Origin of the sequence: Leptospira fainei serovar Hurstbridge str. BUT 6 (assembly GCF_000306235.2) — a bacterium.
Classification (GTDB): domain Bacteria; phylum Spirochaetota; class Leptospiria; order Leptospirales; family Leptospiraceae; genus Leptospira_B; species Leptospira_B fainei.
Map to the genome: position 1 here is coordinate 112,787 of NZ_AKWZ02000006.1, position 13,708 is coordinate 126,494.

The following is a 13,708-nucleotide window of genomic DNA, read 5'->3' on the forward strand; positions in this document are numbered from 1 at the left end:
TGACATCGGGAAATCGAAGGAGTTACGATCTCGAAGTTGATAATCGAATTGAAAGAATTCATTTTATCGGAGTAAAAATGGCGACGGAAACCGCATTCGAAACATTAGAGGCTGTTCAAAATTATTACGGTAAAGTATTGCAATCAAATAAGGATTTGAAAACATCCGCGTGTTGCAATATCGAATCATTTCCTGCTTCGTATCTTCCGATTATCAATAAAATTCATCCTGAAGTTAAAGATAAATTTTACGGCTGCGGATCACCTCTCCCACCCGCTCTTTCCGGTAGGACCGTCTTGGATTTAGGATGCGGATCGGGTCGCGACGTTTATCTTCTATCAAAACTTGTGGGAGAAGACGGATATGTTATCGGGGTGGATATGACCGAGGAGCAGCTCCAAGTGGCTCTTTCCCATCAGGATTATCATAGAGTTCAATTCGGATACGAAAGTTCTAATGTTTCATTTAAGAAAGGCTATATCGAAGATTTGGAATCCCTAGGAATCGAAGATAATTCCGTAGATCTCGTCGTTTCCAATTGTGTAATAAATCTCTCGCCGAACAAGGCATCGGTATTTTCCGAAATCTTTAGAGTTCTGAGACCGGGCGGAGAATTATATTTCAGCGACGTATTCGCCGATCGAAGAATTCCGGAAGAACTCAAAGAGGATCCGATTTTATTGGGGGAATGTTTGGGCGGAGCTTTGTATACCGAGGATTTCCGTCGGCTTCTTTCTCAGTTCGGAGTCAAAGACTTTCGAATCGTTTCTCAAACTAAGATAAATTTACAAAATCAAGATATAGAGCGTAAAATCGGACATGTGAATTTTTTCTCCATCACCTATCGCGCATTTAAAATTCCCCTGGAAGACCGTTGCGAGGATTTTGGACAAGTAGCGTTCTATAAGGGAAATCTCGAAAATCTCCCGTATAGATTTATATTAGATGATCACCATTTATTTGAGACCGACAAACCCATGTTAGTTTGCGGAAACACCGCGGATATGCTCTCCAAAACTCGCTATAGCGAATACTTTCAGATTTTGGGGGATAAATCTAAACACTTTGGCCTTTTTGACTGCGGACCTTCTTCAGCCGGAGTATCCGTATCTCAATCAGGAGCCTGCTGCTGAAAAGATGGAATAAGGAAGCCGCGGCGCTTAAAACCGATGTGCGAATTTTCAGGATAATGGTCGCGATATTGCATTTAATATTGTAGGGTAAATGAATTTGGAAAACGAATTAGAAAATTAACTGTCCGTCAGGCTGGAGAATAAAACCCCGATCGCATCGACTCCGTCTTTCTTCAATTTGAGTTTTACTTGGGATTGCGCATTTCTCCAGCCGACCATACTCTTGCAAAAAATTCCCTCTCCCTCTTTACTCATTGTCACATCCACGCTGCGACCGTTCTTTTTTAATTGTATAAGACCGTCCTCTTCCATTAACCTTAAATTTCGAGAGAGCGGATTTTTCGATCCGATGAAACTTAGCTATCCGGTTTTGAGAAGCAGATCCCGTCTTGATAATGAGAGCGAGAATTGAAAATTGGCTGGAAGTAAGTCCGTAAGGATCTAATTCGTGATCGTAGATATTATTTATTATTGTATATACTATAACTTTGCACGTTCCGGAAACGTCTGATCTTAAACGAGATTTTTCAAAAACCGGATATGCCTTACAGAATCGCGCGCCTTTGCCATGAAATGGGCATCGATGCGTCCGTTTCTACCTTTGATCGGCGGTTCAGTCTCGGAGCGCACTCATTCAATAGGTGTTCCGTCCACCGAGGATCTCGCGTAAGGCCTAGTCGCTTAGAATCGTTATCGTACGCGCTTTCAAACACTTCGTCCCACTAAGCTAAGACGAGCAAAATACGTTGACTCGCAGAAATCAAAACGGTTAAGATTTCAAAATCAAAAGATTATGGTGAATTTTGCTCGAAGTTAAAATCATGCAAAGTAAGTCGGACAATATCCCTTCGATGAATAAAGATTTAGAGCCGGAAAAATATTATATTCTAAACAAATCCGCTTTTCAACACCGCATACGGACCGTAAATTCGATCGCTAGCTTATCGCCATATTTAAAGGTGCAGGAAGATAAGTATCTGCTAGTAGGCCAAACGGATATTTCGATCGACTGGAATATAAAGTATTCCTTTATGAATACTTTTGCAATTAAGCTTACGCCCGGATTCATATTCAATTTTTTAAAAATTCCGGCCAATCTCTTTACCAATAAGGTGGTTGATCTAGAAGAAATTTTACCGAAAGAAAAATTCGCACATTTCCGCAAATTAGTCGAATCTTATAGTATCATAAGCGAGAAATCGTTTCATATATCGAATTTCTTCAAGAAGATAGATATCGGGAAGAAAGCGATTCTTGCAGAATTTATCGCCCGGAGAATAATGGAGAAGCCTGAATTACGGCTGGAAAAATTAGCTTTAGAAATCGGCTATTCTTCAAGGCAGATCCGTCGTTTAGTGCTATCCTATACCGGATTTACGCCGCAGTTATTGTATAGGATTGCTAAATTCGAAAAATGCAGGCAATCTATTCTGCATCAAAATGAATATTCAATCTTTTCTTTAGTTCAAAAAACATACGAAAATAAGTATAGCGATCAATCGCACATGATACGCGAATTTAAGCGGTTCGCCGGACAAAATCCTTCTTCATACCTATCTAAAATGTCCGAATTATCCAATACCGAATCCAATATATTCATTAAGATCATCTCCGAATTTAAAGGAGATTTGAATGAATATATTAATCATAGTGTTGGCGATAAAAATAGCCGTAATAATTGTAGCCGCTAAGGGTTTAAGGAAAGTATTCCGTCGATTGTTCATAACGAATTTTTGGTATGAGCTTTCAATGAATTTGACCTACTGGAAAACTTTGAAAAATTCCCCGATTTTCAATCCGGAAGACATTAAAAGAATAAAAGCTAACTACCGTAACTTCAAGAAACAAGACAAAAGCTATCTCGTCGATATTCAATCGGAATACCATCTTTCATGGAGCTGTCTAATTCGCGCCACTTACGATCGATGTATTGAAAATGGTTTTAGCATTGATAGATCGATTGAGATAACGGAAAACCTTCTTTTTGAAAATATGAAACCGGATAAGATCGCAAAATATATATTAAAAGCGCTGAATAAATCGAAAGATCCGTTTCAATACATGGTAAATGTGTCCAAAAGACAAGAATCTAATTTTTTCGGATCTACTTTTTCCTTTTCGAGAGCGACGGATGATCTTAATTCGTATCATTTATTGGTGCACGATTGTTTCTACAATAGTTATTTTCGAAGACATCAAGTCCCAGAACTCATGAAAATAGCATGTAAATGGGATTTGATATCATGGTCAAAAGGGGTTTCGCAGGACAGACATGGGATAACTTTTTCTCGTCCGACTACGTTAGGCCTGAACGACTCCGACTGCCAGTTTAACTTCGAGAGGGTTCCTAAAAAATAGCATACTTTACTTTTGTAACGAGTGAAAGCTACGAAAGAATGATAACAGATCTTGGCTGACTTGAAAAATTCAAGAAATGTTTTTCTCTGATTATTTTCTTCCGAGGACACCGAAATGAAATGGTTCGAGAATCAAGTTTTGCTCTTCAATCGCAAATCCGCTACTCTCCAGCAATAACTTGATAAATTCCGGTTTCGGTCGAATGTCGATGGCCGGCCCTCTCGGCGTAGGAATATCCGAGCGCCAATGTATAACCCCGCAAAATCCCCCCGGCTTGACCACGCGGTAGGCTTCTTTCAAAAACATATCAGGATATTCGGTATGCAATATATTAAACAGCATGTAATAGTCGACCGAAGAATCGCCGATCTCCACCCCTTCAACAAGAACATCTTTGATTTTATATTCTATATTCCTAATATTCAATTTATCGATGCGATTTTTAAATCCAGGCACTAATGATTCGTCGATATCGAAAGCAATTATCTTCCCTTTTATTATCTTCGCGACCGGTATAGTAAAAGTTCCGTAGCCGAAGCCGATTTCAACGACATCCTGAAGATCTGAATTAATTTTCATTTTTTCAAGAATCGTATCCACAGAGAATAATGATTCCCAATATGCTTCGCCGGGCATCCCGCTATCTCGTACTTTTGCCATACTTCATAAACCTCATAAATTCATTTATACACTCTGATCCAAGGATTATTTGCGAGAAAGCAAATCTTACCGAACCGCCAGAAAATTCCTGATTCTATTTACCACCGCTGCTCTGCTCGCTGCTTGATCCGCTTCGATGAACGGACGAAGTATTCGTCTTAGTCGTTCCTCCGGGGCTATTGCAATTTGATTCGCACAGTGCGTCGGCGAGATAGCAAGTCAACGATATCCGACTTTGGGAATCGACCGGAACGGTCATGTCCAAAGCGAAGCAATTTACGAGTTTTTCCCGACATTCTCTTCTGCAAACGGCCGGCGCATCCTGGCAATATTCAAGAAACAGAATAGATACCGTAAATGCAAACCAGCGAATCCTCATTGAATATGATCCATTTTATGTTCTATGGTTGAATCGGGTTCGATAAAGAAGCTTGTCAATTTCAAAACATTTCTTAACTATCGGAATAACCCGCAAGGAAATAGAGTGATGCAGAATTTACTAAATTTCGAACTAAATTTAAAGATCAGCTTTCACAATTCAATATTTAAAATTCTTTTTTCAATACTGATAGCCTTTTCGAACTCCGCAAACTTAAATGCCGATTCCGTTTATTCAAAGGTTATCGCCGATAATTGGCTAAATCTTCGAGAAAGACCCGAGCAAAATAGTTCGATAATAGTATTATTACCGAAAGGAACGCGGGTAGAATTACTCGAACAAAGCGATAAAACAGAAGTCATCAATGGAAAAGCCGGGAAATGGGTCGAAGTAGAATGGTTAGGAAATCGAGGGTGGGTCTTTGACGCTTATTTAGAGAAAGTAAACGAAGAAGATCAACTTGCAGGCTATTTGCGATATCTAAAAACCTTAAAAAAGGGAGAACTATCGTCGATCAAGAAAGCGGAAGAGAAATTTCTTTCGGCATTCGACACAAATTCGAAAGACGCTGAAAATGCGTTTCGTTCCTTTACATTTTTTTTAAATATGCAGAAGGAAGAAATTAATCCCAAATTAAACGAAAAACTGCAACTCGATTACGGCCAATATAATACGAAATTAGTAAATGAACTCAAATATTCAGGTTTGACCGTCGAATACTGCGAAGGCGAATCGAGTCTGGTAGAATACTACGATTACTACGCCGGAATATTGTCTAAATATTCCTTCGAATTCAAAGAATATCTACTACTTCTATCCAAAGTCGGTGACCCTTATACCTGCGACGGTGGAATCGGAATTTCTTGGGAAGAAATGAGAAAGAGAATAAGTTTGATTGAGAAGTTTATAAAAAACCACGAAACCATTCCTGATCGAAAACGCGCCGAAGAATTCCGAAGAGCTTATATGAACGATTACGCAAACGGATTAGACAATACTCCCGTTTGTGATTTCCGGAATCAGACGCTACTCCCTGAAGTTCGAAGTAGTTTTAAAAAGTTCCTAACGGACAATAAATCTTCCTTCTATTTTCCGTTTATGGAAAAGTTATATTCTATGTACGAAAAGAATAATTTCAAATGCAGCCGGGAAATTAAAAACTACAGTTTTACTTTCTTTTATCCGGAAGATAAGAAATAGAATCCATTTACACATACAAAATTTTGATGGACTCTAAAACCGAAAGAAGGTGCAGTTTTACTCGGATAAAGAATGGCTTCTCGAATGCATAGACCCGCTCGCTATTCGAATAAAATATTCTCTTACATTCAATATTTAATCTTTTACGTTCATAATTTTCGATACGAATCGAATCTCCCTAATTTTTCAGGGCCTTAAGGCGATCGAGTTCACAGTATTCGTATTCCCAGTCGTAGAAATCGTCCAACTTCCGGGAGCGCCGAGAAGCGGTGAATAAGCGAAGTTTTCGTTTGTGCCAGCCGCCACCAGTAATCCTGATTTGGGATTAACCACGAGAGCATTCCAAGTCGTAGTCGAACATCCGCTCTGCATATTCGTAGGCGGATCCATATTTGTTCCTCCGGTCGAGGAAAGTCCTAAAAGACAGGTAGTGCCTAACGCTACGAAAAAGCTAGAGACCGGATTATAAACCGCAGCATTAAATCCCGTATTTGCGCCAGCTGTGGAAGTTCTCGTCGTCCATGTAACCCCTAAATCATCCGTATAACTCCAGTCGGGAATGAAAGTCGAGGAGGTCCCATACACGATCAACCTGGATCCGGAACCCGCGGTGATTTTTAGAGGAGAGCTAGTGCTAGAAGCATAAGCGCCCAAGCTAGTCAGGGAAGAAGAAAACTGTGACCAAGTTCCTCCGTTGTTTGAAGAGGTAAATGAATCGACCGTCGAAATCGTAGCATAGTATGTTCCACCCACAGAGATTACCGAGGAAACAAAACCGTTAATCGCTGTGGCCCCAAAGGAAACCTGGGTCCAAGTCGAAGCAGTTGCGTCAGATTGTTGGATAAAATGAGTCGCAAAGGTAGGATAATTATCCTCAGCTCCGGCAACGAAATTCGAACCGTTATAAGCGACGGAATGCAAAGGCGTAGCCATCCCTCCTCCGCACGTACTTTGAATCCATTTACGTCCATCCGTGCTGCTCCAAATTCCGCAACCTGCGGTTCCGGATGTTAGGCTTCCTACCGCTACAAATTTACCATTCCCATAAGCGACAGCATTAATTGTAGCGCCGCCACTACCCGTACAATTCGGGAAAAGCGTATTGGGCTGAACGTTCCAATTTGTTCCGTCCCTCGAGGTCCATGAAGTGCAGTTGGCACCGACCGCTACGTATAGACTTTCCGAAGATAAAAGAGAAAAAAGAAATCCACTCGGAGAACTAGGATCAAGCGAGTTTTCCTGGAACTTCATACAGGAAACGGTAAATGAAAACAAAAGTGAGTAAAAAAGAAATTTCATATCGGATAAGGGAGGACAATTCTAATTCCTTTTTTGTCGAAGTCAAAGAAAAAAAAGGACTTAATCGATTTTCCGATGAATCGAAAGCCAACCTCCACATTTCATTTTCATCGAATACCATCGTTTAAAAAATAATCCGGTTTTCCTTTCTAACTGAATGGAAACATTCTCTGTACTACCGTGTTTCCATTCTATAAAAATAACGGCGGCCCGCCGAATAACGGCTCTCTCAATGATTTCAGACTCAGCTTGAATTTTATACGATCGATCGAAAGTGATTCGGATTTTTTCGAATCCCGGTTTTTTTCTTTGTTTAAAAAATTCTAAACAGGTCTTTCGAAATTCTTTGGATTCGTATAATTCTGAATCTAAGTTTGTGTGAGGTTCCCAGCGCAGCAGAAATGCTTGCAATCCTTCGTTTTCGTGGGAATATTCTGCTATGATTACGAAGCCTGACCATCTTGATAAAACGAAGGAACATTGGAAACGGAGATCGGAAGCTGCCTGGGACCGTTTTCAATTCAATCAACCGTACGGACGGGGTCTGAAGCGACTTCGGGACGAGATTCTCGGTAAGACAAATTTCGATCCGGCAACCCTTTGGCAATGGGGAACAATGCAAGCCATGGCTGTCATTGGAATTTTAAAAAACGTGGAAAAGAAATTCGGTGCGGAAGGCCAATCTCTTATCTATGACAGTCTCCGTGAAATCGGATATGACATCGGTTTGCAAATTACCGAAGGTACAACAATTCCGAATGATATGACCGATTCTGAATGGATCAGTTTTTATGCGACGATCATCAATCGCATCGCTTATGCTTCTCTTGAATCGCCCAATATCGATGATGATGACCGAGTGAACTTTCACATCGATTGGTGCCCGCATCAGGATCACTATGGAGCCATGGATTGTCGAGTGCAGCGATATTTCGTGCAAGGTATGTTAGAGGCAGCTATGGAATTTATGAAAACGCAGGGTAGGACCTGTAGTTGGGACGTAATGTTTAAGAGTACAATTCCTGCAGGAGCGGAAACTTGTTATTTTCATGTGGAAAAAAACAATTCTGAGGCCGGCGCTCGTTGGGAAAAATATACTCGGCTTCTCGAAGCAAAGGCTTTACGATCCGCTCAGGCGAAATCGAAGAAGGAAGATAAAGAATAAAAGCGATAGTCCTTACCTGACCGCTCCGGTTCATTTTCCTAATTTGACGAATGCGATTGTGCAAAGCTTACGACAAGCCTAATAAGATGGCTATAATCCGATGCGTGATTTTATAATCGGAATAGATAAAAGAAAGTTAAATGAATTAAAGAATATGAAAGCGGAAAGGTTTCCTAATAAAACGGGAGATTAGCGCTCATTGAAAGAAAGGCGAATGATGCCGAAACTGATAGAAAATTCATTCGCTCGGTTCATCGCAATATATTTTCCTTTTTAATTTAATAGAATTCCGTTTGCTTGCGGAGTCCGACTTATCTTTTCCGGCGATACTTCTCTGTTATGTTACATCATCAATTTCATTTTTAATCCGGCTTTTTTAAAGTCCTTAACCTCAATCCTTGCCATCAGACTTATCCGCAACCGATAGAATTCTATTTTCTCGCAGATACTTTTTCTTTCTTAGAAAGTAAAATAAAACGTAGCACCTTGATTCGGCTGTCCTTCCGGCCAAACCTTACCGCCATGTCTTTTGATAATTCTTTGAACTGTGGCAAGGCCGATACCGATTCCACTGAACTCCGTTGCAGATGGAACTGTAAAGAGTTTTAATAAGGAAAATTAATATTTCAAAATTGATTAACGTTTATTTCTACCTTTGACACTGTAAGCCGGAAATTCAGCATAAACGGCGATCATTTAAGAGGCATGAGGGCCGACCGATTGTCAAATTCCGATTCAATTCTTCCATTCCGAAATAAGCACTCCCTTTTAGACATATTATTCAATTCTAAACTATTTCACTAGATTACGCCTATCATTTTCCAAATCATCAAGACAGTCACATGAAGACAGATCAAGAGCTATCGCAGGAAGCAAAAAAGACACGAGAACCAGAGATCAAAACCGAACAACTTCCTTCGATTAATTTAGCGCTATATATCCACAGTTATTAAGACCATCCAACTGTGCAAACGATTGCGAAGTTCAACTTAAAATCTATAAACAGATTCACATTCAAGCCTTCATGTTCCATAAAATACATACCGTACATTATAATTTTGTATAAACTGAATATTTTATTATTTTAAAGTTTATCGTAGTACATTATTATAAAATTAAAACTTATCCATATATAGTCATATTAAATTTTAAGAAAACGTAACCATAAAATGACAGCCAAACATAGGTAATATAGCATTCCCTTTTTTAAACTGCCGGGAGTATTTTCCCGGTTTTCTCATCCCAACCCGATCCTCGTTTTCCGCGAAAGATGAACTGATTAATAATCTGAGCTATTTAATCTACATTAAGAAAATATATTGACTTGTTCAAAATGGCAAAGGATATCTTCAGTTCAATGGTTTTAATAAAAATGAAAGTTAGACAGTCTCTAACTAAGGCGTTCGTTTTGATTTCACTATTTTATAGTACGGCGGCAGCAGCCCAACCCGCTCCTTATAAACTAGTCAACCCGGTTCTAATTCGCCCATTCGGCGATTCGATCACTTACGGCATAGGTTTTACAAATGACTGGAAGTGCCCTATCATCGAAATCGGACAATTCGTATGCATGCCTCCCGGGCAAAGAGGCGGAGGATATCGGGGATGGCTGACTCTACTCTCTCTTACAATGGGGGATGGGATCGTTTTTACCACGGAGGGTTATCAAAGTGGAGGATCTTACGTACAGCAATGGTTCACAAATACCCAAACTCACGACGGATACCCGGGATGGACGATCGAGCAATTGACGGGAATCGCTGTTCGTCCTAGCTTCTCGGATATCACTCTTGTTCACGCTGGAACAAACGATATGTGGCAGGTACTAAAAATTAAGAACGTAACCGATGCGCAGATTGACCAAATTGCCGCTACTACTGGCGCGAACTTGTTTAATTTACTTAATACTTTGCTGAAGAGCAATACGAGGACTCACCTGTTCGTCGCTCAAATCATCAAGGTCTCCGCTCCGGGACCGGGCGCCTATTCTTTCGATTATGAGACCGTTAATAAGGTAATCTTTAAATATAATAACTATATATATAATAACTGGTATAATCAACCTCCTGAGAGCAGAGCCAGGATGACCCTCGTAGATATGCATCATACGTTGATGCCCGGTCCCGACTATTCAGTGGATGGCATCCACCCGAGCGCATTAGGATATATGAAACTTGCTTGTACTTGGATTCGAGCAATTAAGGCAGATCAACCGAAGCAGGAGGATCCTTGTTCCGGTATTACAACCGGAAAGGCGGAGAAGCAATTGACTCCTTCCAAGGAGGAACTCAGACAAATGACCCCTTCGAAAGAAAAGTTAGAACAATTGTTAAAACTTAATTAAGAAAGGATAGGTTCCGACTTTTGCTCCGTTTTCCCGGTTGTGGATTGCGAGAATAGGATACGCTGTTTTTCGGCGAAGGCGGCGCTGGAGAAATTATCGTTTATAAATAATCTTCTGAAATACCGGTTGGCAATGAGTAAACGTATTTGAATATTATTATTATCTTATGCACTCATATCTATCGGGAGAATTCGCAGTCTTCGCCAGAAATATAATAACGGGTAAAAGATATCAAATGATTTATTTTATAAGCGGTCGACTTTTTATTTTCTGCTTAAGGTGGCAAAGTTCGTACGAGACTCCCGGATTCCGGTCATAATGACGATAACTGCGACTTTCAGTTGGCTTTCAAAGTCAGGAGTAAGAGCGCGAAATTCGACCTTGGAGTGTATTTTCGATACTGTCTTGTTCGGCTTTGCGGATGCCCAGAGATTTGCCATAACCGTATGACTTAAATACAGAAATGTACGAACGTCTTCGAAAGTGAGACTTGGAAAGATTCTCTCTAATTCAGCAGTCTGCCTGGAATATATCTGAAGCAATAGCGTTTTAAATTTTAGCACCTGTTCTTCTGCACTGTTCTTCTCTAAAGAAAGGTAAACATAAGGGGATAGATCGAGAAAATTTTTATGTTTCGCCGTGGCCTTTGCAAAAGTTTCGGCGAAAGATTCAACACGAATTCCCTTTTTCAAACCCCGATAAACTTCGCATAGATCTTCCGACCATTTGGCAACAAGATCCGAAAAAACGGCCAAGAAAATCTCTTCTCTACTCGAGTAATAAATATAGACGCTCGATTTCGTAAACTTGGCATGAGCAGCAATCCCATTGAGGCTAATCTCTTCGTAAGGCCTTAGGCTAAATAGTTCTTTTGCGGCGTCTAAGATCGCAGTTTTGCGTTCATCGATCCTTTCCGGCGACCGTGCTCTTTGCCAGGTCATAAAAAATCCTACCCCCACTTAGCAAGATAAGTAGTTAAAATATTTATAAAGTTATATAAACTTCGCTTATTTATATTGCCGCATGACCAACTTGTCAAACACACCGTCACCCAGCCAACGTCGAATGAATAAAATTGGCTTTGCAAGCCTTCCAACAGCATATCTCCTTTTTGGTTTCGAGGAATTGATTGCATCCAGAATGGCGGTAGCAATCACTTTAGGAGAGGATTTCCGTCCTTTTTCAACGTAGCCCCTCGAGATATTGGCGATTTTATTGGCCATCGCGTCGTATGCGCCTCCGCTTGAGCGTTTCAATAGCGGGTCAATGTAATCATTAAAATTCGAATCAATAAGTCCGGGTTCGATGATAACAACGTCTATCCCAAACGGTTTTAACTCAAGCCTTAAACAATCGGAAAGCCCTTCTACGGCATGTTTCGATGCGTGATACCAACCACTGAGCGGAGCATATGTCTTCCCGCTTACGGAAGAAATATTAATGATTTTTCCCGATCCTTGCTTTCGCATATGAGGAATAACGCTCTGGATCAGTTTCGCTAATCCGAATATATTCACTTCGAATTGGTATTTTGCGTCTTCTATACTTGTATCTTCAATGCTTCCGTAAAGCCCAAAACCCGCATTGTTAATCAGAACATCGATCTTACCTTCCGATTCGATAATCTGGTCGATAACTCGTTCGATTGTTTTTGCATCAGTTACGTCTAGTTGGATTGGATGCCCTCCAAGTTTTTTAAGTTCATCCATTTCAGATAGCCTTCTAGCGGCTCCGTACACTATAAAACCGTTTCTCGCTAAGATTTCGGCAGTAGCTTTACCAATACCGGAACTTGCACCCGTGATGAGTACGACTTTGTTAGTTACCATTGATTTCCTCCGTTTAAGAGACCATTGGTCTCTTAAACATTAAATAATAGACCAATGGTCTCTTGTCAATAGGTTTTTAAGATTTGGTTTCGATAAATCCCGACCCGGAGCGAGCTTGTGATAGCTGTATTTCGGCGGAGTAAAAGGCTAAAACGGTTATAGAATTTAGGACGAATTCTCCTTTAATTAAAAAAGGAATTTCAAAAGTTTAGGTATTCGCAAATCAAGTAGAACCAAAATCTAATTGGGAAGAAAGACTATACTTTCTTGAAAGAGATAAGCCGTGCATTAACAAAATTCAATGCAATGAAACGATATGGGAAATAACTGAGAAATTATCCAAACTATAGGAAGAAAATTTAAAGTTCGTTAGCCTATTCGTGTCCAAATTAGAATCATTGGACATTATATTTTTAAGCTATAAATAGATTGGTAACCTTCTTTGAGTACTTTCTAATATGATTGGAAATGCTTCCTTCCTTTGTATACGCCGATTCCAAAAGCATTTCCGCCTGCAAAGCAAATGCTTCTTCCGATCTCGCGCTTTCAAATTGATCGCAGATCTCCTTAAATGCTTTAGGATCCATCGTATTCAATAAGAACCGATTGATCGCAACGATAACTGACGAAAGCGTAGGGTTTCTAAAATCCTTTCCGAAATCGGTCAGTTCGGTGGTGAATAGCCTATATTTTGTTACCGGAATCCAAGAAAACCAAAGAAACGCAAGCATGCCGACTGCGGCAAGGGAGTTTAAGTAAATTCCGAACAAAGGTAAAAACACTACGAAGATAGCCGAAAGAACGCAGGCGAGCAGTATTCCGACAAAGAGATACAGGGAATGAAGCCGAACAAAATAATTTCCAAAAAACAAATTGTAAGTGATTACGCCCAACGCGGCAAAGAGAGAAAAATAAATATAACCCACCACGAAGTAGTATGAGGCACTGGCCCGAAAGCGGACTTCGGCACCTTCTGCATAAGCGGGAGAAACTTCTCCAATTAAGCAAAGCATGGATAGGCTGATAACTGCAACAATATGAATGGCTGTAAGGATCTTAGGCGGCGAGAGCAAATCATAGGGCCGAGTATAATTGACTACGATATAAGTCGCGAGCGAGGGGACAAATAAGATCGGAATCGGTGTTAAATTCACGATCAAAATGCGAATAGGGGGTGAAAAATGAACCTGCCCAAGGAATAAAAACAAGCACCATAAGGACAGGCTAAATGTCAATAAGGCATAAGCTTTACATAGGCCATTTCGATCGGACCACTTATAAAACAAGTAGGTCGATAAAAAAAGTAGAATAGATGAAAGCAGTGCCAAAATAAACCCCAAA

At 40.3% G+C, this 13,708-nt stretch carries 13 protein-coding genes and 1 pseudogene; 6 read left to right on the forward strand and 8 right to left on the reverse strand.

The window, feature by feature from the left end:
• The first annotated feature begins 77 nt into the window (after positions 1–77).
• Positions 78–1,133, forward strand: coding sequence for a methyltransferase domain-containing protein (locus tag LEP1GSC058_RS07655; protein ID WP_039948185.1), 1,056 nt, complete (start codon positions 78–80; stop codon positions 1,131–1,133).
• Between the two features lie 117 nt (positions 1,134–1,250).
• Here the strand turns inward: LEP1GSC058_RS07655 and LEP1GSC058_RS07660 are convergent, their stop codons facing one another.
• Positions 1,251–1,445 carry a hypothetical protein gene (locus tag LEP1GSC058_RS07660; RefSeq protein ID WP_016549044.1) on the reverse strand — a complete coding sequence of 65 codons (195 nt, stop codon included), beginning with the start codon at positions 1,443–1,445 and terminating at the stop codon, positions 1,251–1,253.
• Between the two features lie 539 nt (positions 1,446–1,984).
• On the opposite strand from LEP1GSC058_RS07660, the gene LEP1GSC058_RS07665 reads away from it, so the two are divergent.
• Together LEP1GSC058_RS07665 and LEP1GSC058_RS20480 are read left to right on the forward strand one after the other, a co-directional pair.
• A complete protein-coding gene (locus LEP1GSC058_RS07665) occupies positions 1,985–2,824 on the forward strand; it encodes a helix-turn-helix domain-containing protein (RefSeq protein ID WP_039948186.1) in 840 nt (279 codons plus the stop codon).
• A 301-nt stretch (positions 2,825–3,125) separates the two neighbouring features.
• Entirely contained in the window at positions 3,126–3,491 is a 366-nt protein-coding gene (locus LEP1GSC058_RS20480; protein ID WP_269571701.1) for an L-2-amino-thiazoline-4-carboxylic acid hydrolase, read from the forward strand.
• Between the two features lie 90 nt (positions 3,492–3,581).
• On the opposite strand, the gene LEP1GSC058_RS07675 is transcribed toward LEP1GSC058_RS20480, so the two are convergent.
• The gene (locus LEP1GSC058_RS07675; RefSeq protein ID WP_016549038.1) at positions 3,582–4,151 is read right to left on the reverse strand and encodes a class I SAM-dependent methyltransferase; all 570 of its coding nucleotides are present in this window, start codon (positions 4,149–4,151) and stop codon (positions 3,582–3,584) included.
• A gap of 94 nt (positions 4,152–4,245) precedes the next feature.
• Positions 4,246–4,530 carry a hypothetical protein gene (locus LEP1GSC058_RS20305; RefSeq protein WP_084680391.1) on the reverse strand — a complete coding sequence of 95 codons (285 nt, stop codon included), beginning with the start codon at positions 4,528–4,530 and terminating at the stop codon, positions 4,246–4,248.
• A gap of 108 nt (positions 4,531–4,638) precedes the next feature.
• Here LEP1GSC058_RS20305 and LEP1GSC058_RS07680 point away from each other — a divergent pair, with 108 nt between their 5' ends.
• A complete protein-coding gene (locus tag LEP1GSC058_RS07680) occupies positions 4,639–5,730 on the forward strand; it encodes an SH3 domain-containing protein (protein ID WP_016549019.1) in 1,092 nt (363 codons plus the stop codon).
• Positions 5,731–5,916: 186 nt separating this feature from the next.
• Here the strand turns inward: LEP1GSC058_RS07680 and LEP1GSC058_RS07685 are convergent, their stop codons facing one another.
• Positions 5,917–6,981, reverse strand: coding sequence for a hypothetical protein (locus LEP1GSC058_RS07685; RefSeq protein ID WP_016549084.1), 1,065 nt, complete (start codon positions 6,979–6,981; stop codon positions 5,917–5,919).
• 487 nt (positions 6,982–7,468) lie between these two features.
• Between LEP1GSC058_RS07685 and LEP1GSC058_RS07695 the strand changes: the two genes are divergently transcribed.
• Positions 7,469–8,194, forward strand: a complete 726-nt coding sequence (locus tag LEP1GSC058_RS07695) for a hypothetical protein (RefSeq protein ID WP_016549051.1) — start codon at positions 7,469–7,471, stop codon at positions 8,192–8,194.
• Positions 8,195–8,653: 459 nt separating this feature from the next.
• Here the strand turns inward: LEP1GSC058_RS07695 and LEP1GSC058_RS19950 are convergent.
• Positions 8,654–8,785: pseudogene (locus LEP1GSC058_RS19950) on the reverse strand (ATP-binding protein); the annotation flags it as partial.
• A gap of 766 nt (positions 8,786–9,551) precedes the next feature.
• Here LEP1GSC058_RS19950 and LEP1GSC058_RS07700 point away from each other — a divergent pair.
• Positions 9,552–10,538, forward strand: a complete 987-nt coding sequence (locus LEP1GSC058_RS07700; protein WP_232224638.1) for a GDSL-type esterase/lipase family protein — start codon at positions 9,552–9,554, stop codon at positions 10,536–10,538.
• 263 nt (positions 10,539–10,801) lie between these two features.
• On the opposite strand, the gene LEP1GSC058_RS07705 is transcribed toward LEP1GSC058_RS07700, so the two are convergent.
• The 3 genes from LEP1GSC058_RS07705 to LEP1GSC058_RS07715 all read right to left on the reverse strand — a co-directional run bounded on the left by LEP1GSC058_RS07705 (position 10,802) and on the right by LEP1GSC058_RS07715 (position 13,695).
• The gene (locus LEP1GSC058_RS07705) at positions 10,802–11,479 is read right to left on the reverse strand and encodes a TetR family transcriptional regulator (protein WP_016549021.1); all 678 of its coding nucleotides are present in this window, start codon (positions 11,477–11,479) and stop codon (positions 10,802–10,804) included.
• Positions 11,480–11,545: 66 nt separating this feature from the next.
• Complete coding sequence (locus LEP1GSC058_RS07710) at positions 11,546–12,367, reverse strand: oxidoreductase (protein ID WP_016549016.1); 822 nt, start codon at positions 12,365–12,367, stop codon at positions 11,546–11,548.
• A gap of 413 nt (positions 12,368–12,780) precedes the next feature.
• Positions 12,781–13,695, reverse strand: a complete 915-nt coding sequence (locus LEP1GSC058_RS07715) for a histidine kinase N-terminal 7TM domain-containing protein (RefSeq protein WP_039948189.1) — start codon at positions 13,693–13,695, stop codon at positions 12,781–12,783.
• Between the last annotated feature and the right edge of the window lie 13 nt (positions 13,696–13,708).